The sequence below is a fragment of the Mesorhizobium sp. WSM4840 genome (assembly GCF_055811755.1).
The window spans coordinates 39,910-58,674 of sequence record NZ_JBVVQD010000003.1; the positions used below are offsets into that span (position 1 = coordinate 39,910).

Consider the following 18,765-nt stretch of genomic DNA (forward strand, 5'->3'; position numbering starts at 1 on the left):
GCGGCCCGCCTGGCGCCCCCCGCTCAATTTTTGATGTGTCCTTGGCGCTGTCCCCATTCCAGGACCTTGCCGGCAAGCGGGACACTTACGGCCTGATCACCAAAATATTCCTCGAAGCGAAGCCCCGCCGCGCCGGGGTCAGTCGTGAAGAGATCGCTCTCCTGCCGCGCCTCGGGAAACAGTTCCAGAAACGACGCGCCCGCGGTCACGGCAAGAGCGGGATTGCCCATCCGTTCAATCAACCACGGCAGGATCGATCGATCGCCCAGCATGCCAGCCGCTCTCACCCCGAGGGAGGCGCTCTGCGGTGACGTATACAGCGAGCCTATCCAGCTTCGCGCTTCCTTCATCGGCATCGCCTTCACCGCAGCTCGAAGCGCGCTCAGCGCGTTGTCGTCGCCTTGCACTGCTACCCTCCTCAGTTCAGCGAGGTCGCCTGAGCCAAGTTCGCTCAAAGCCCAGGCAGCCCAGAAACGTACCTGCTGGTCCTCATCGGAACCCGCATTCCTGACTTCGCCCGTCAGATCGGCGCGACCGAGCTTCGCGACCAGCCGAAGGCTCGCCGCACGTACTGACGTGTCGGGATCGCGCAGTCGCAACGATAGCATCTGTTTTGGATCGACGCGGTGTTCGAAGCAGGCCGACACGCCCAGGAACCGCTTGAACGGATCACGCGCGTCATTAATCCACGCTCGCACCCATGGCGCAATTAGGCGAGGCGTATGCCATGCCAGCGCGCCGAGCAGGCCACCTGGGCCGTCGATCGCGGTGCGACCAATTTCAACTGCTTGCGCGACATGATCGGCGCTCTCGAACTCGAGAGCCGTCCAAGACACGACGAAGAGTTCGCCCTTGCCAGGCGACGCCTGATGGAGGGCGAGGACACAGGGCCAAGCCGCCCGGCTTGCGACCCTTATGCCATCGAGACTTATTTCCAATCTATCGTCTATGGCCGCTATGGCGTCCAAATCTGGAGGATCGTCAAGGGCTAAACTGTCCCTTTGTGCCCACAACGACGCCGCCTGCTCAGCATGCTGCCCTACAATATTCTCTAGGATGATCATTCGGGCAAAAGCAGCCATTCTTTCACGATACACGATGTTGTTAAGGCGCTACCCCGCCATCAATGAAAACAAGGCTTCCGCTAGTTTTCGTGGATTTTGGAACCCTTCATGGTGATGTCGCTCGATGCCTTGATATTGATCTTCCCGGATCCGTTGACGGTAATATCTTTGCCCTTGATGATGATATTTCCATCCTTCTTCATGGTGATCGAGGCGCTGCCACACGTCAGCGAAATCGAATCCCCGGCGTCGATCGCAAAGTTCTTGCCGATCTTGAAACTGCCGTCATTGGCAACATCCACGGCACTAGCTTTGCCGACCTTCAGGGTGTGCCCGCCGCCGACGTCGGTCGCGTCGTCCGCGCCGATCTTCAACTTGCGGCCTTTACCGATTTCAAAATTTTGGCCACCGCCGACCTTCTTATTCTGGTCCGCAGCGATGCTGATATTCTGGCTTGCGCCGATCTTCCATGTATCCGAGGCGCCGATGCTGTGGCTCTGGCTTGTCCCAACACTGACCGACCGCGTCGCCCCGATCGTGTTGCTCTGCAATCCGCCGACACTGCGCTGTTCCGCCGCTCCGACGGAATCCACACGCGCCGCGCCAACTGTCACCGTCTGGACGAGCGCCACAGTCTGCGTATGATTGGCGCCAATCGTCTCCGTCGAGTTCGCCCCAATACCGATCGTCTCGTTCGAGCCCACGGTCAGCGAGCGATTGACCCCCACCGTCTCGGTGTCGTTATTGCCGATATCCGTGGTCTGGTCGACGCCGACCTTGACCGTCTTGTTGTTGCCGACGTCCTCGTCGAGGTTGTGGCCGACGGAGTGCTTGGCGTCGTGGTCGATGCGGTCGGACTGGTCGTGCTGTACCAGCTTGGTGCGGTCGTTCTTGATCAGAAGGTTGTGGTCCTTCTGCGCCTGGAAATTGACCAGTTCGGAGCCGGCCTTGTCCTCGAACATCAGCTCGTTGTAGCCGCCGCCGCCTTTCGAAGAGTCGGATTTCCAGCCGGATTGCGTGGCGTTGCCCGGCAGTCCGTATGGCGGCATCTGCGAGGCGTTGTAGACGCGGCCGGTGATGATCGGCAGATCCGGGTCGCCTTCGATGAAGTCGACGATCACCTCCTGGCCGATGCGCGGTATCTGGATGAAGCCCCAGCCGCTGCCGGCCCAGGTCTGTGACACCCGCACGAAGCAGGAGCTGTTCTGGTCCTTCTTGCCGAGACGGTCCCAGTGGAACTGGACCTTCACCCGTGCATATTTGTCGGTGAATATTTCCTCGCCGGACGGACCGACCACCGTCGCCGTCTGCGGACCGCGCATGATCGGCCGTGTCGTCACCCGCGGAGGACGATAGGGCAAGGCAGTCGGCGCCACGCCGAGGATCACCTTGAAGTTCTCGCTTTCGACGTCGGCAAGGGCTCTGTAGCCCGGATCGAACAGCCTGTATTCGGCGCTGACCACCAGATACTCCTGGTTCTGGTCTTCTCTTGGGAAGCCGTCCAGCTTGAACGTGCAGCCGGAATACAGGCCGCGCACCGTGCCGACTGCAGCGATGCGCTGGTGCACGGCTTGGATTTCCTCGCGCCGGATCGCGGCCAGGCTGTCGCCGCGACCGACGTCGAGATGCGCGCCGGGCTGGCGGTAATTCTCGCCCGCCGCCAGCTTGTGACTGAACGGCTGGGCGGATTTGGCCATCAGGTCAGCGCCCGGCTTCTTGAAATCATAGTCGGTATGGACATAGGCACCTGGCCGCACGGAGCTGCCCGGAATCCATTCGGTGATGTATTCGACATCGCGACGGGAGCCCTGCCCTTCAAAGTGATAAGGCACCTTTTCATAGCCCGGCGCCGGCTTGAGCTTGTTCATTGCGTCTGCGAGCACAAGCGTGTGCTTGCCCTCGTCATGCTCGAAGAAATACAGGATGCCTTCGTGCTCGAGCAGCCGCTGCACGAAATCGAGATCGGTCTCATCGTACTGGACGCAGTATTCGCGCGGCGGATAAGACCCTTGCAGGCGCTTCTCGAATTTTGCCGTGCTGTATTTCGAGAAAACCTCCTCGACGATTTCGATGACGCTCATGTTCTGGAAAATGCGGCAGTCGGTGGTATTGCCGAGAAACCAAAGCCATGGCCTGACGACGGCTTCGTAGTAAGCCAGACGGTCCTCGATCCGGGTCAGCCGAAACTCGGACACAAGGCCGCTGAACCAGCGTTTCGGATCGGATTCACCTTCGACCGAAACAGCACCGCCCAGCATCTTCAGGGGATCGATCTCGGGGCTGTTGCTCACGAACCCGACCGTATAGGCCAAACAACGGCTGATCTCATCGCGCCCGATAAGATGCGTGAAGGTCAACAGGTCAGCGCCAACCGGCGTCTGCACAACCGTGGCACGTTCGTTCGGCATGGGTCGTGCCCCCTCCCGCCGCTCGTTTCTGCTTCAGCCTAGCACATGTCTTCCGGCGACCAAAGGGGACGCTTGGCGGCTGCAGCCTGGTCGCCTTTGGAATTATCGACTTGAACGCTTCTGTGCCGCCGCTCACAAATTGCTGGTATAATGGGGTGTCCTGGGTGAGTTTCCCGACAGGATCGACGGCGATTTTGAATGTTCATCAGGCTGCAGATCAACAATGTCGTCTCGCTGCCCGCCGGTATGTCGACCGGCTACTCAACTCGTGATCGCAGCTTCGAAATCGGCCGCGAGGCCTGTGACTGGACCTTGCCCGACCCCGACAAGTTCATCTCCGGCCGACATTGCGATGTTCGATACGAGGCAGGCGCGTTCTGGCTGCACGACGTCTCGCGCAATGGGACCTTCATCAACGGATCGACCCATCGCATGGCCGGCCCGCATCGGCTTGACCATGGAGACCGGCTGCTGATCGGCCGCTACGTCATCTTGGTATCGATCGATGACGAGCGCGCCACGATGGGTCATCCTCAAAGCAGGCACGGTTCGACGCAACGAGAAATGCCGGTCGCAACCGGTCGGCCTCTGGACTTCGGAGGCGAGCCTTTCTTCGAGCCGGTGGAGCAACGGCCCGGGCAGCGAGCACCGGCGTCGACGCCTTCGCCGCCCGCGCCTCTCCCTTCGACGAGAGACGAGGTGCTGCGGGAAATCGCGATCGGAGCCGGCATCTCGCCGGAATTGCTTCAATCGCGTGATCCGCATGAAGTTGCTGCCGAAATCGGCACAGTGCTTCGAACGGTTGTCGAGGAACTGGCCTTGCTGCTGAAGGCACGTGCGGCTGCGAAAATACTGGCCAAGAGCACACACCGGACGATGATAAGCTCCGCGGATAACAACCCCTTGAAATTCGTCCCGGGAACCGACGACATCCTCGAAATCATGTTCGCACGGCGCAGAGCCGGCTACCTTGATGCCAGGCACAGTGTCGAAGACGCATTCCGCGATCTCAAGACGCACGAATTTGCCACCTATGCAGCCATGCAAGCTGCGCTCTCCCGGCTGCTTGACGACCTGTCTCCCGAGGCGATCGGCAAAAAACTCCCACCCACGTCATTCACTTCGAAGAAGAGCCTGGCTTGGGACGCCTTTGTCGCCAAATGGCGAACCATGGAGGAAGCACACGAAAACGGAATGCTGGACATATTCCTGGCCTATTTCAGCGAAGCCTATGCCAAAGCCGACAAGCAAAAATAAGCCGGGGAGATTGAACCTGGCCCATGCCCCGGAAATCGGATTGGTTTGCTGCGCTGACCTTCGGCCGCGGTACGGATCACGCGCCAGGTGGAAAGTATTAGAGCGTCCTTTGCGAGCCCAAAGATGCGGCGCTGTAGTTGGCGAAGAAAAATCCTTTCGCAGCGCTGCATCTGGTTCCAATCGACCGTTTCTAAGCTTACGATCATTTACGACAGTTCGCCAGCGGGTAAGGCTGATTGACCTGGGGGTCTGCGGCACATGTCATGTTACGGCGGGATAGAAAGATATAGCCGACCTTCCTCCAGACACTGCCCTCGTCAGCAGCGCCTGCAGTTCCTGCGCCTGACCAGGGACCGTTTTGCCCGCTTGTGGCGCAGACGCAGCAACCGGGCATGGACGGACGTTTGGCGATGAGTTCGAAGGACGATCCTTTCGGCCCGGCGGGCAAGACCGTCATTCGCGCACCGCGCCGCGCTGAAAAATCAGCGCCTGCTCCTCAGCGGCCCGTTCCCGACAGCGGGCACCCCGGTCCCTCGCAGGTTAAGGATTCAACGGTTTTCGATCCGGGTGTCGGTCGGCATGCACCGCCGGGCTGGACATCGGGAACCGTGATCTATCAGGGTGCAGACCCCGGCGCAGCGGCGGCAACCGGCTCCTTTGCGGCGACGCCGGGCATTGAGCAGGAAATCCTGCTGAATGCCACGGACAGTGTCAGATATTCCGCAGCAAATCAGATCCTCGCTGCGGCCGCTCCTTTGCTGATGCTGTTTGGCCAGCTCAGGCTTATGCCTGTTGAAAGACAGGCGGAACAACTGGCGGAACATATTGCCGAGGCGATCGAAAAATTCGACCGGACAATGGAGAAAGCCGGTGTTCCCGAAGAAGATGCACGGATCGCAAAATTTGCTCTCTGCGAAACCGCTGACGACCTCATCGGCAACCTGCCTTGGCCGAAGAGAGACGCCTGGGCGCAGCACAGCATGCTGTTGCGGTTCTTTCACGCTGTGCCCACCGGCTCGGGCTTCTACGAAGCGCTGAACAAGGTACTGGCCGCGCCGGAGGCACACTACGACTTGCTTGAATTGATGCATGCCTGCCTGTCGCTGGGGTTCGAAGGCCAGTATCGGGGCCTTACGCGCGAGGACAACAATCTCGAACGCGTTCGACGCGACGTCTACGAGACGCTTCGCTACTTCAGGGCGCGCGCCGACGAAGACATCTCGCCCCACTGGCAAAGCATGGCGGTGTCAAGCGCACAGTCGTCGACCCGGTTGCCGCTCTGGGTGGTTGCGGCCGCAGCGTCGGCGCTGTTGACGGCGGCATTCTTCGCATTGCGGGTCTTCATCACCAACGAGGGCGAGGCCCTTGCCGGCAGGTTGCTGGCGCTCGATCCGTCGACGCCGATCGCCATAGAACGCGCCAGCGTGGTGCCGTCGGCTGCGCCGGTGAAAGTCGCTCCGCCTGTCGCCACTACCCCCTCTCAGATCGATCGCATCCATGCCGCACTGGCCGAGAATATCGCGCGCGGCGGACTGACCGTCGGCACGCAGGGCAAGTTCATCGTCGTGGAGATCAACAATATCCTGCTATTCCCGTCCGGCAGGGCCGAGATAAAGCCGGAGTTTGGACCGATCGCCGCAGACATCGCCGCCGCGCTGGAACCGGAGCCCGGACCGATCATGATCGTCGGCCATACGGACAATGTGAAGCCGCGAAAATCGAGCGCGTTCAAATCCAACTTCGACCTTTCCATTGCCCGGGCGAAGGCTGTCGAAGCGATGATGGCGCCGCGGTTCAGCAAGCCTTCCCGGATCACGGTCGACGGCAAGGGCGAAGACGAACCGATCGCCGACAATGCGACGCCGGAAGGCCGCGCCCAGAATCGCCGTGTCGACCTGATGATCCCCAAGGAGGAAACGCTGTGAGCACGGCCATTTGGAAGCGCCTATGACGCGTTGGCTGCTGCGGATATTCAGCGCGATCGCGTTGGCCGGTTTCGCGGCAGCCGTCTGGTTTGCCGGACCATTGATCCGCTTTGCCGACACTCGTCCGCTGGCACCCGTCTGGCTGCGCGTGACGATCATCGGCGTGATCGTTGCGATCGCGACGCTCTTTTATGGAGTGCGTTTCTGGCAAAAGCGAAAGGCGCAAAAGGCGCTCGAGGCGATAGTCGCCCGCAATGACGACAGGGATGACGACTCGCAGGTGCTCGAGGCTCGTATGAACGAAGCCATCGCTGCGCTCAAGCGGTCGAGCGGCAGGCGCAATTTCCTCTACGAAGTTCCCTGGTACGTCGTGATCGGCCCGCCTGGTGCCGGCAAGACAACGGCGTTGGTCAATTCCGGTCTGAATTTTCCGCTTGCCGGTTCGGGCGACGCCCAGCCGGTCGCCGGCATTGGCGGCACACGATCCTGCGACTGGTGGTTCACCGACCAGGCGGTGCTGATCGACACCGCCGGACGCTACACGACGCAGGATTCCAACGCGCAGAGCGACAAGAAGAGCTGGCTCGCCTTCTTGTCGCTGCTTAAGAGATACCGCACCAGGCAACCGATAAACGGGGTTATCCTGGCCATCAGCCTTGCCGATCTCATCAGCCTCGATGATCGGCAGCTTGACGTCCATGTCATTGAAATACGCAGCCGTCTGCGCGAAATCCACGAAACGCTGAAAATCCAGTTCCCGGTGTACCTGCTCTTCACCAAGGCCGACCTTGTCGCCGGTTTCATGGATTATTTTGGCGGTTTCGACGAGCAGCGCCGCCGCAAAGTATGGGGCGCGACATTCCAGACTGCCGATCGCAACAAGAACATGGTCGGTGAGGCACCGGCCGAATTCGACGCATTGGAAAAACGCCTGGCGGAGGAGATGGCCGACCGCCTGCAGGAAGAGACCGATCCAGTCGCTCGTATATCCATCTTTGGCTTTCCAGCCCAGTTTGGCGCGCTGAAGGGCCGTATTGCCAGTTTCATCGCAAGCATATTCGATCCCGCCCGCAGCCAGGTGAACGTCAGCCTGCGTGGCCTCTATTTTTCATCGGGCACGCAGGAGGGTACGCCGATCGACCAGGTGCTGGGCGCAATCGGTCGCAGTTTCGGCAGCGCTTCCCGCGCCCATCTTTCCGGCACTGGCAAAAGCTTCTTCTTGCACGATCTTCTGACCGGCGTCATTTTTGCGGAATCCGGGTGGGTTTCATACGACAAATCGGCTGAAAGGCGTGCAGCGATTGCCAGATATGGCGGCCTTGGCGCAATAGCGTTGATCGCTGCCGCGGCTCTGGGCACCTTGGCCCTGAGCTTTACGGCCAACAGGTCGCTGATCGCATCCACGTCGCAAGCTGTAAGCCGCTATCGCGAGACGGCGGACCCGCTCCTCAAAACCCCGACGGTCGCCGACGTCGACCTCGAAAACGTCATTGGCCCGCTCGACCAGTTGCGCGAGCTGCCGGCCGGGTTCGACACCAGTGACTTGTCGACCCCGATCGAGGCGACGTTCGGCCTCGGTCAGCGGGAAAGACTTCTTTCGGCATCAAAAACAGCTTACCGGCAAGCGCTGGAGCGCATGTTCCGTTCGCGCCTGCTGCTTCAGGCCGAACGGACGATCCAGGCCAAGATGGCTGATCCCGCCGCGCTCTACGAACCGCTGAAGATCTACCTGATGCTTGGCGGCAGGGCGCCGAAGGTCGACGACGAGTTGATCGTTTCCTGGATGAGGCAGGATTGGGAGCAGAACCGGTATCCGGGCGAAAACAACCGCGAGGGACGGGCGCAACTCGAAAAGCATCTGCGGGCGATGCTTGCGCTGGACGACGCCTACGATCCGGTTTTCGAACTCAACCAGCCACTTGTCGAAGCCGCTCAACGCTCGCTCGGACGAATGAGCCTTGCCGATCGTGCCTCCGCCTTGGTCAAGTCGGCGGTATACGCGGCAGCGCTGGACAATTTTTCCGTCGCCGTGAAAGGCGGCCCGGAAGCGCAGCTGTTGTTCGAGCGTGTCGATGGTGGCGATCTGTCAGGCCTTCGCGTACCCGGTATCTACACCTATAGCGGCTTCAACAACTTCTATCTCGGACAACTCTCGCGCATTGCGCAGATGCTTGTCGATGACCAGTGGGTTCTCGGCGGCGGCGGCGAGCAAGGTGGCATCGACCAGGAACTGCTTAAACTCGGTCCCGAACTTGTCGATCGCTATGGGAGGGAGTTCGCCGCGGCGTGGAACGGCGTTCTCGACAAGTTGAAGTTCAAGGCGATGCTGAAGGACAAGCCGCATTATATCGCGCTGTCCGCTGCCGCATCGCCAGCCTCGCCAATCGACCAGCTTTTTACGGCGATCGCCGACGAAACAGCTCTGACGCAAGAAGCTGGTTCCGGCAAAGACTCCGGCTCCGAGGCCGAAGCCGACATGCTTCAAAACCAGCCGCAGGACGCTGCAGATGTCGCCAGGGGATTGGCCCGCATCGGCCTTCAAGCCGCCGGCGGCAAATCGCAAAGCCGGGCCGGCACAGGTTTCGTTGGCGCGCAAAACCAGAATCCGGGGGCGAACGTCGAAGCGCAATTCAGATCATTCCAGGCTTTGGTGAACGGTCCCGCCGGACGCCGCCCAATCGATGCATTGACACAGAATTTCCGCGACATCTACCAAAGCCTGCAATTGGCGGCCGATGTCCCTTCGCAAACGGAACGCGTCAACATGAACCTGCAGCTGCAGATATCCACCCTTCGCGCCAATGTCTCGCGTCTGCCCAAGCAACTCGCCCGAATGGTCACCGCGACCGCCGACGAGCTTGACGGCAACGTCGCGGAAACCTCGCTAACGAATTTGAACCAGATGCTCGACCAGACGGTCACACGCGCCTGCGAGGAGATGGTCGAGGGCCGTTATCCTTTCGCCAGCGATGGCTCGGAGGATATTGCGATGGCGGATTTCGCGAAACTGTTCGCTCCAGGCGGACTGATGGACCGGTTCTTCGCACAGAATCTCGCATCGCTGATCGACATGACCGGCCAGGACTGGAACTGGAAACAGGATGCGCGTTTCGGGCGCGACCTGTCGAAGTCGACTTTGAAAAACTTCCAGCTGGCCGCGGAAATCCGCAACGCCTTCTTTCCTTCAGGTGGTTCGGTGCCGTCGGTCAGTGTCACCTTTACGCCGTTTTCACTGCATGGCGATACCGATACGGCGGAACTCGACGTCGATGGCCAGATTGTCCAAAGCAACCAGGCGGGCAACGCGCCAAGCACGGTGACCTGGCCGAGCGGCATGGCTTCCGCGTCCGCGAGCCTGAGCCTCATTCCGGAAATGCCGGGCCGTGAGTCCGCGATCAAGTTCGACGGTCCGTGGGCGCTGAAGCGCCTGCTGGACAAGGCTGATATCACCAGCACCGGCGGCAACACGGAAGCCCGCTTCGTGATCGGCGGACGCGATGTCGCCTATACGGTCCAGACCAGTTCGGACCCCAACCCTCTCTTCCTTCCCGCGCTTTCCGGGTTCAGCTGTCCAAAGGCGTTTTGAGATGACCTTTGAATTTTCCAATACGGTGAGGCTGTCCATCGGCAACAGATGCGCGGACGTTGATTTCGATACTTTAATATTCGAGCCTGTGGCAAACTCGCGCCAGCGAGCGCCTGACAGTGCGCCGCAGAGGACGCTTGAGAGGCGCTTGGTGGCAAAGTGAACAATGTCGCCCTCCCCTTTGAAAGCTTCGGCGTTAGCCACAGAGGCTGTGTCCGTGAGCTCAATGAAGACAGCTATCTGGTCGAGCCGGAAACTGGCCTGTGGGTGGTGGCCGATGGAATGGGTGGACATGAGGCTGGGGAAGTCGCTTCGGCCAGTATTGTCGATCATCTGGCAACGATCGGCATTGCAAGCTCTGCACCGGATCTTCGTGCGCGCTTCGAGGACCGGCTGAGCCGGGCCAATGCGGAAATCCGCAGGATATCGGAATCCCGCGGAATAACCATCGGCTCCACTGTCGCCGCCCTGCTGGCGATGGATGGGCGGTTTGCCTGCCTGTGGGCGGGCGACAGCCGCGTCTATCTGATCCGCAACAACTCGATCTCCCAGATTTCGAAGGACCATACCGAAGTTCAGGAACTTCTCGACAAGGGCATGATCAGCGCAGCCGAAGCGCTCACCTGGCCGCGCCGTAATGTCATCACGCATGCGGTCGGCGTCAGCGACGAGATCGTCATTGACTTCCAGCAAGGCGAGATCATGCCGGGCGACATATTTGTGTTGAGTACCGACGGGCTGACAGCGCATGTCACAGACGCCGAGATCGAGGCGGCGGCGGTGTCGGCGACGCCTCAGGCGGCATGCGAAAACCTGCTGCAAACGGTGCTGGCCCGCGGGGGAACAGACAATGTCACAATCGTGCTCGTGAAGATCGGAGACGGGCGCAATGGGGCCCGTCTTGATCCTTCCAGAGCGGAAGGTTGAGGCTGATGAGCGCCGACGACAAGACGCGAATATCGCCTAACGTGGCCAACACAGCCGTAGGCACGCAACTCAGCGGCATCTATGAACTGGACGAGCGGATTGCGTTCGGTGGCATGGGCGAAGTCTACCGGGGCCACAACATCCAGACCGGCGACCATGTCGCGATCAAGATCGTCTTGCCCGAGTTCGCCCGTGATCAGACGATCCTGTCGCTGTTCCGCAAGGAAGCGTCGATCCTCAATCACCTGTCGCACGACGCGGTCGTGCGTTATCATGTCTTCACGATCGACCCCGGCATCGGTCGCCCCTATCTTGCCATGGAATTCGTCGACGGCCAGTCGCTGTTCGATATCATGCGACGTGGCCCGATGCCGACGGAAGACGTGCGCAAGCTCTGCCATCGCCTGGCTTCCGGCCTGAGCGCCGTGCACCAGGCGGGGGCAATACACCGCGACCTCTCTCCGGATAACATCATCCTGCCGGGAGGCCGGGTCGAACGCGCAAAGATCATCGATTTTGGCATCGCGCGGTCGGCGACCGTCGGCGGAGAGACGCTGATCGGCGGAAAATTCGCGGGGAAGTACAACTACGTTTCTCCCGAACAGCTCGGGCTGTACAGCGGCGAGGTCAGCGAGCAATCCGACATCTACAGCCTGGGGTTGGTGCTGGCCGCTGCTCTGCGCGGGAAGCCGATCGACATGGGCGGCTCCCAGTTCGAGATCGTGGAAAAACGCCGAACCGTTCCGGATCTATCCGACATCGACGCCGATTTTCGTGGAATTGTTGAAGCCATGCTGCAGCCGGATCCACAAGACCGGCCGATCAGCATGGCGGACATCGCCAGGGTGACACGTGACGATACGGATGAGGAGACAAAGCCGCCAACGTCGATCACGCCGCGCGACCGGACGGGTTTGCCGCGAGCGGGGGGGACCGCGCCTGGCCCCAAGCTCCCAAGTCAGCCTCCGGCGGCTCCCGGTGAACAGCGCTTCGTTCCGCATGTCCGGCCGGCGCTTCTGTCCGAACCAAGGCCTTCGCCAGTTGCCGGTCCTCGAGCGGTTTTGCCAAAGGTCCCTGGAAAGCCCGCCGAGAGCCGCTCGATCACGATCGCTGCCTTGGCGACCTTAGCTGTCGCGTCAGGTGCAGGCATTTATCTGAGCGGCTTGATGACGCCTTCCACGCCGACCGGCAGTGAGACAAAGCTCTCGGCACCGGAAGCATCAAAGCCGGCCCCGACGGACAGTGTTGCAAATTCGCCGAGCGATGAGCCGGCAAAGGCAGTTCCGCCTGAGCGGTCACAAACAGAGGCCGCTGCGCCTTCAGCTGAAAAGCAGGCAGCTGCCGCAGCGGATCAAAAGCTGGAGCCGACACGGCCCGCCGAAGTCCTCTCACCAAGCGAGGAAACCCCGGAGCCGGCGGCATCCGAGGAAACTTCGGAGCCGGCGCCAGCCGAGGCGCTGTCGCCAGCTGAAAATCAGGCAGATGCCGAGGCGCAAAAGTTGGAACCGGCACGGCCCGCCGAAGTCCTCTCACCAACCGAGGAAGCGTCGGAGCCGGCGGCATCCGAGGAAACCTCGGAGCCGGCGGCATCCGAAAAAACCCCGGAGCCAGCGGCATCCGAAAAAACCCCGGAGCCAGCGGCAGCCGAGGCACAACCACCGCCGGCAATTCAGCCGGATAGCGTGACCAGCGACAGCCAGCAAGCTGTTCCGCCGCGCGTCCAGGTCGCGCCGGTGCCGCCGGCCGACAAAGCCTCGCCGCCCCCAGCGGTCCAGCCCGACGTGATGGAGAAGCCCGAGCAGCCGGCCAGCCAGCAGGCCACCCAGGTGCCCGAACCCGCTGCAGGCCATGACGCGAGCGCAAAGGGGCAACAGGACGAACCGGCGGCAGGCAAACAGCCGGACGGACCCGCCATCACCTTGAACGTGCCGAAACCGGAACTAGAGCTGCCGCCGGCAATTGCCCTCGACAAGGCTGCGCAACGGGTGTCCTGGGTGCGCGAGTTCAACGGTGGCGACTGTTTCTATGCGTCATTGACGTCGGCAACCGAGACCGCCGTCGCAATCGAAGGATTGGGCACAGAGGTCCAGCCTTTCGAACGAATGTTGTCCGATTTCCAGGCAAGATTCCATGTCGAACCGGACATCAGCGTCCGCCTGATTGAACCGGCTCAATGCGAAGTCACCAACTTTCTGCGCTTTGTGGACCAGACGGCGACTGACAAGCCGCAGCTTGTTCTCGATCGAACGACGGTGCCGAGCGGTTCGCCGATCGGCGGCACGCTGGTGACGCGTGGCGGCCTCATATCCAGCGTGCTGCTGATCGACCACAGGGGCGTGGCATTCAACCTCGACGGTCGTATCTTGGCGCAAGCCGACAAGGCCACGTTCAACTTTCCGATCGATCTCGGCGCAGCCGACAAGGCGGCCGGCAAGGTCGTGCCGCAGATCATAATGGTGATCACGGGTCCACAGGATATTCAGGCTGCGACGTTCTCCGCGCCGACACCGGCCGCGCTGCTGTTGCCCAAGATTCTCGAAGAGATCGAGACCCATCGATCTGAATTCTCCGCGACTGCAAAGTACTTCCGGCTCGGCGGGTAGCATGGACGCCGATGGACCTCCGCCGCTCGCGTTTTTCCTTCCCGACCGCTGTCCCGCCGAGAAATCTGCGTGACCGGCTTCGCGGCCGGCTTACCCTGAGAGGCCGTATCAGACTTACGGTCACGTCGGGCGCGATGTTGCTGGCTCTCCTGTCGTCCCACGAAGCGCGTGCCGAATTCACCGTCTGCAATCAGACGCTCGACGTCGTCAATCTCGCTGTCGGCCAAAAGGTCGACAATGCGGACCAGACCGATGGCTGGTGGACCATCGGCGCAAATCAGTGCGTGAACGTGATCCGCGAGGAACTCACGAACCGCTATATTTACATCTATGCGACGGACGTTTTTGGCCATGCAACCCTGACCGGGTCGACCGAAATGTGCATCGACCGGCGGCGTTTTTCGATACGCGGCATCGATGAATGCTGGCAGCGCGGCCATATCGCCGCACGATTTCTCGAAGTCGATACGCTTGAACAGGCGCGGTGGACCTTTTTCCTGACCGGAAGCAATCCGTGACGCACAGTATCGACACAAGCTTCAGGTTGAAAAAGCAGGCGCGCGCCGCCCTGCGCAGACGCCGGCTCTGGCGCAGACTCCTTGCCGGTCTTGCTGCGGTTGTCCTGTTGTCGATCGCTGCCGGCTTCTATCTCACCGCGGACTATTGGTCGTTTGGTGATGAAGATGAGGAGTTGCACGCGGTCGAGAGAACCGACGATGTCCCAGCCGATGCATCGGTCTATGTGCCTGCCATCATCGATCTCGCAGGCGACCCGATGTGGATCACCCTTGCGCCCGACACCGGCGCCGCAACAAAAAGCCAAGTCATCCCGCGCCCGGCAGAACTCGATCAGGCTGGAGTTTCTCCCCAGATCGAAATTCTGTCTGACGTGATGCTTAGCGCCAGCGAAAAGTTCATGACAACGATACCGTCCACGCAGGAAGATTTTGCATTCTTCCAGGCACAGCGACAGACCGCGTCGGCGCCCTCCAATGATCTGCAAAACGATGTTCAGCCACCGCCCGTTCTAGACGAGGCTCCGGTTGCTTCGGACCCGCTGGTGGACACCGATGATGCCGAAGCAGGTTGGGGCGAAACAATCGATGCAGGCGAGGCAGCCCTTCCCGCATTCCGGAAAACCCAGATCGAAAACAACACCAGCGTTGCAAATGTCACCAGCGAATATCAACGATACGAGGCTACCGAGGACACGTTCGTAAAGATTCTCAACGACCGCAGCTTGGACAGCGTTGTGCTGGATGCGCGTTTCTCCGCCGAGGATGCCAAGCTGGCAGGCGAAGCCCTGAAGGCGCTTTTCAATCGGGAAAGCCTTGAGCCGGGTTATGTCGTCGCCATGCGCGGCTTCAGGCCGACGCGCGAGACGACAACCATGTCCCTCATGCAGGTATCGATCTATGCCAAGAACGTATTTGTCGGCACGCTGACGCGCAATGCCGCTGGTGTGTTTGTGTCTGGTGTGGACCCCTGGGTCCGCGAAGACCTTTTCAACTATTCGGGGGCACAGGCGCAAGGCACGCACAAAAGGCAATACCGGCTGCTCGACGCAATCTACTCGACAGCAGCACGCAACAAAGTTCCGACCGGCGTGATCGGAGAAGCGATCATGTATCTTTCGCGAGGACAGGATCTGGATGCCTTCGCCAGCGAAGACCAGCGTCTGGTGCTGATCTATTCGCAAAGGCCACGCGGCAAGGAAGAGACGGCCGGACGGGTGCTGTATGTTGGCGTCCAGGGTAGCGAAAAAGGCCTCGACTGTTTCGTTTTCCAGCAGACCGACGGCCAGTTTGCATGCGTTAGCGGCGACGATCAGGTTCGCTCGCTGACAGTCACCAACGGCATGGTTACCCCGGTCAGCGGGGTCATGACGTCCACCTTCGGCCCACGCAAGCACCCAATCCTCGGGACTGTTCGCATTCACAAGGGCGTGGATTGGGCGGCGCCTTTGGGTACGCCGATTGCAGCCGCCTTCGACGGCGAAGTCGTTTTTCAAGGCGATGGAGGGGGTTACGGCAATCTGGTGAAGATTTCGCACGGAAACGGGCGCGAGACGCGCTATGCGCATATGCAGAAATTCGCGGCCAACGGCGGTGTCGGCGCGAAGGTGAAGGCAGGCGATATCATTGGTTACATCGGCACTACCGGTCTTTCGACTGGGCCGCACCTGCATTTTGAACTCTATCGCAATGGCGAGGCGGTCGATCCGCTGGGTACGGTTTCGGCAATCGCAACGGACGCTTCCGCTGTCGAAACGCTGACCTCCCGTATCGTTCAAGTCGAAAGTGGCGGCAGCGCCCGCGCCAAGAACCCGCTTTCTTCGGCGACCGGCGCCGGTCAGTTCATAACGAAGACCTGGATCAGGATGATGAACACCTACCGCCCCGAACTTGCGCGGACGCTGTCAACCGCCGACCTGCTTGCTCTGCGTTATGACGCCACCATCTCGCGCGAGATGGTCAGCAATCTGGCGCGCGAAGGCGAAGCCTATCTTCGGGCGCGCGGCCACCAGATCACAGCCGGCCGGCTTTATCTCTGTCATTTCCTGGGAATGGAAGGCGCCCATCAAGTGTTGTCGTCGCCGGGTTCGGCGCAATTGAGCGCCGTGCTCGGGTCGGCCGTCATTCAAGCCAACCCGTTTCTCACCGGCAAGTCCGCCAGCTATGTCGTAAGCTGGGCCGAAAGGAAAATGGGTCGGAAGCTGAGCCCGGCGATGGTTGAAGCGAGCCAGCGGACAACGACAACGACGGAAGTCAGGCAGACATCGCCCGAGTTCGAAAAATACAAGCAGGCGATCACGGCTATGGTGAGTTCCGTTCAGAATGCGCTGTGAGCCAGCACGTTGCGCTGACCTGACCTACGGCTCGCGTCAAAAAGGACGCGCGGGTTTGGTCTTAGTTCGGCGACACAGTGATTTTGACAGATCGGCGATCGGCAGCGAACGTCGATAATTCGCGTCAGTGGCAATCGCAAACCTCTAAGATTAGCCGAACCACCCCTCCACTTCGTCATCCTAGGGCGAAGCAAGGAGCGAAGCGACGCGGCGCAGACCCTAGGATCCATGCCGTTACGCCAGCCGAAGAATGCTACGGTTCAGAACCGAACGCTACCACCCGGTCCCACGAAAAAGCTCAAACTATTCTGGATTGGCCTTCTCGATCAGTTCGATCTTCCACTGGCGCGGCCAACGCTTCAGCGACTTCTCGCGCTGGATAGCGTCTCGAATGTCGAAGTGCTCCTCGTACCAGACCAGGCGCTGCACGCCGTAGCGGCTGGTGAAGCGAGAGCCTTCGCCGGACTTATGCTCCGGCATGCGGCGGCCAAGATCGTTGGTGACGCCGATGTAGATCGTGCCGCGCTTCTGGCTCGCGGTCATATAGGCATAGCCGGTCATGGTAGAAGGGTAGCTGGCTCCGTTGCGGATACAAGGCGCCATTCTAAGCCGCTGCATTCTAAGGCTGGCGTAACGGCATGGATCCTAGGGTCTGCGCCGCGTCGCTTCGCTCCTTGCTCCGCCCTAGGATGACGAAGTGGAGAGGCTAATCGCAGACGTTGGAGATTGGCGGTTGCAGGCCGGCAGCGCGACCGTCAGTCAAAGAACCAAATCCCCTGTGCAGAGGAACTAGTCCGGCGCACCCGCTCCAGCTACTCAGTCCTTATCCGCATTTCCACCCGGCGGTTTACCGGATCGAACGGATTGGGGTTGCGCGGATTCGCTTCGCCCAAACCTGTCGCTTTGATGCGGGCAGGATCGATGCCGTTAGAGGTCAGGAAAGTTGTTACCGACCTGGCTCTTCGTTCCGACAGTCCCTCGTTGTAATCAGCCGAGCCGCTTGCATCGGTGTGACCCTCAACAACGAAGTTCAGAGTGCTCAGTCGGCTGTCCTTCAGTGCCTTGGCGAACTCGTCCAGTTCAGCGCGGGCAGTCGCATCGAGCTCCGCAGAATCCAGGCCGAAATTGATCAGCATGTCGAGGCTGGTTTTTTCGGCAGGCGCTTGCTTGTTCTTGCTGTTGCACTCTTCCTCGGTGCCGACGCAAATTCCACGCGACGGGCCGAACTCGCTCGCCGCGTCAAAAAACTTCACGATGTCCTCTGATTTCTGAAGCGGATCAGCAAAAGCGTGGGTCGAAAAAAGCGCGACCGTAAACACGAAGGCTAAACTGCCCAACTGCATGACGGTTACTCCTGTCTTGAGCATCCGATTTCATCGACTGCGGACAATACCAAATTCCGAATCGATTGTCTGTCAATAAACGTCAAGCATACGGGTGGTGAAGGGCAGTTGCATCTGCCAGGGACTGGAGACTTGACCCGCGCCCTGTCCAAGGCTTCAGTGTCGATTGTTCCCTGGGAAAGCGTGGCGGCCATGGCCAATGAGCTTCGATTCAAAACGGCACGGGATCTTTTCATGGCCTGCCCCGCTGTTTCCAGGGACATGGTGGCGCTTCCGACCGAACAGCCTTCAATCGAATTTTGCCGTGCCCTCCTTGCCGGGCGGGTGCCCGAGGAGGCGATTACGTTCTGTGCCTATCTGCTTCCCGAGCGGGCTGCAGTGTGGTGGGCGCATGAATGCCTGGGCCACCTCACCGTTCTGCTCGACCGCAGGGATCAGGAGTTGCTTGCGCTTGTTCGTGACTGGGTCAGCGAACCGGATAGCCCTCACTTTGGCCCAGAAGTGAGCAAGGCTGAGGCAATGCCGCCAACAACGCCGGCCGCCTGGATTGCCCTGGCTGCAGGATGGCATGGCAACGGTTCGGCTATGGAGGCGTCAGCGGTATCGGCCTTGCAACCAGTGCCTGCCGCCCGCGCTGTGAGTGCGGGGGTTCTGGCCGGATTGGCACGCGTTGCACTGGAGGACCGCTTTTCAGTTTTTTCCGCGTTTGTCGAAATGGGCATTCAGATGGCGGAGATCGAGGCGCTGCGCCAATCAGTGGATGCATACTAGACTGCGGTCTGGATTCTGATTGCTTGCACTACT

General features: G+C 60.4%; 12 protein-coding genes. 8 read left to right on the top strand and 4 right to left on the bottom strand.

The window, feature by feature from the left end:
• Positions 1-23: 23 nt before the first annotated feature.
• Positions 24-1,082 carry a HEAT repeat domain-containing protein gene (locus AC0L3I_RS05915; protein WP_473526273.1) on the bottom strand — a complete coding sequence of 353 codons (1,059 nt, stop codon included), beginning with the start codon at positions 1,080-1,082 and terminating at the stop codon, positions 24-26.
• 62 nt (positions 1,083-1,144) lie between these two features.
• Positions 1,145-3,472, bottom strand: a complete 2,328-nt coding sequence (locus tag AC0L3I_RS05920) for a type VI secretion system Vgr family protein (protein WP_473526274.1) — start codon at positions 3,470-3,472, stop codon at positions 1,145-1,147.
• A gap of 198 nt (positions 3,473-3,670) precedes the next feature.
• On the opposite strand from AC0L3I_RS05920, the gene tagH reads away from it, so the two are divergent.
• The 7 genes from tagH to AC0L3I_RS05955 all read left to right on the top strand — a co-directional run bounded on the left by tagH (position 3,671) and on the right by AC0L3I_RS05955 (position 16,618).
• Positions 3,671-4,729, top strand: coding sequence for a type VI secretion system-associated FHA domain protein TagH (tagH, locus tag AC0L3I_RS05925; RefSeq protein ID WP_473526275.1), 1,059 nt, complete (start codon positions 3,671-3,673; stop codon positions 4,727-4,729).
• Positions 4,730-5,139: 410 nt separating this feature from the next.
• Complete coding sequence (gene tssL, locus AC0L3I_RS05930; protein WP_473526500.1) at positions 5,140-6,654, top strand: type VI secretion system protein TssL, long form; 1,515 nt, start codon at positions 5,140-5,142, stop codon at positions 6,652-6,654.
• 22 nt (positions 6,655-6,676) lie between these two features.
• Complete coding sequence (gene tssM, locus AC0L3I_RS05935) at positions 6,677-10,240, top strand: type VI secretion system membrane subunit TssM (protein ID WP_473526276.1); 3,564 nt, start codon at positions 6,677-6,679, stop codon at positions 10,238-10,240.
• A 159-nt stretch (positions 10,241-10,399) separates the two neighbouring features.
• On the top strand, positions 10,400-11,167 hold the full coding sequence (locus AC0L3I_RS05940; RefSeq protein WP_473526277.1) for a PP2C family protein-serine/threonine phosphatase: 768 nt from the start codon (positions 10,400-10,402) through the stop codon (positions 11,165-11,167).
• 5 nt (positions 11,168-11,172) lie between these two features.
• Entirely contained in the window at positions 11,173-13,770 is a 2,598-nt protein-coding gene (locus tag AC0L3I_RS05945; RefSeq protein ID WP_473526278.1) for a serine/threonine-protein kinase, read from the top strand.
• An 11-nt stretch (positions 13,771-13,781) separates the two neighbouring features.
• Positions 13,782-14,288: a DUF1036 domain-containing protein gene (locus tag AC0L3I_RS05950; protein ID WP_473526279.1), complete on the top strand. Its 507-nt coding sequence runs from the start codon at positions 13,782-13,784 to the stop codon at positions 14,286-14,288.
• Positions 14,285-16,618: a M23 family metallopeptidase gene (locus AC0L3I_RS05955; protein WP_473526280.1), complete on the top strand. Its 2,334-nt coding sequence runs from the start codon at positions 14,285-14,287 to the stop codon at positions 16,616-16,618. The genes AC0L3I_RS05950 and AC0L3I_RS05955 overlap by 4 nt, the downstream gene beginning before the upstream one ends.
• Positions 16,619-16,921: 303 nt before the next feature.
• On the opposite strand, the gene AC0L3I_RS05960 is transcribed toward AC0L3I_RS05955, so the two are convergent.
• Both AC0L3I_RS05960 and AC0L3I_RS05965 read right to left on the bottom strand, forming a co-directional pair.
• The gene (locus tag AC0L3I_RS05960) at positions 16,922-17,179 is read right to left on the bottom strand and encodes a GIY-YIG nuclease family protein (protein WP_473526501.1); all 258 of its coding nucleotides are present in this window, start codon (positions 17,177-17,179) and stop codon (positions 16,922-16,924) included.
• Positions 17,180-17,430: 251 nt separating this feature from the next.
• Positions 17,431-17,961 carry an OmpA family protein gene (locus AC0L3I_RS05965; RefSeq protein WP_473485039.1) on the bottom strand — a complete coding sequence of 177 codons (531 nt, stop codon included), beginning with the start codon at positions 17,959-17,961 and terminating at the stop codon, positions 17,431-17,433.
• Positions 17,962-18,093: 132 nt separating this feature from the next.
• On the opposite strand from AC0L3I_RS05965, the gene AC0L3I_RS05970 reads away from it, so the two are divergent.
• Positions 18,094-18,732, top strand: coding sequence for a DUF6931 family protein (locus AC0L3I_RS05970; protein ID WP_473526281.1), 639 nt, complete (start codon positions 18,094-18,096; stop codon positions 18,730-18,732).
• Positions 18,733-18,765 lie beyond the last annotated feature (33 nt).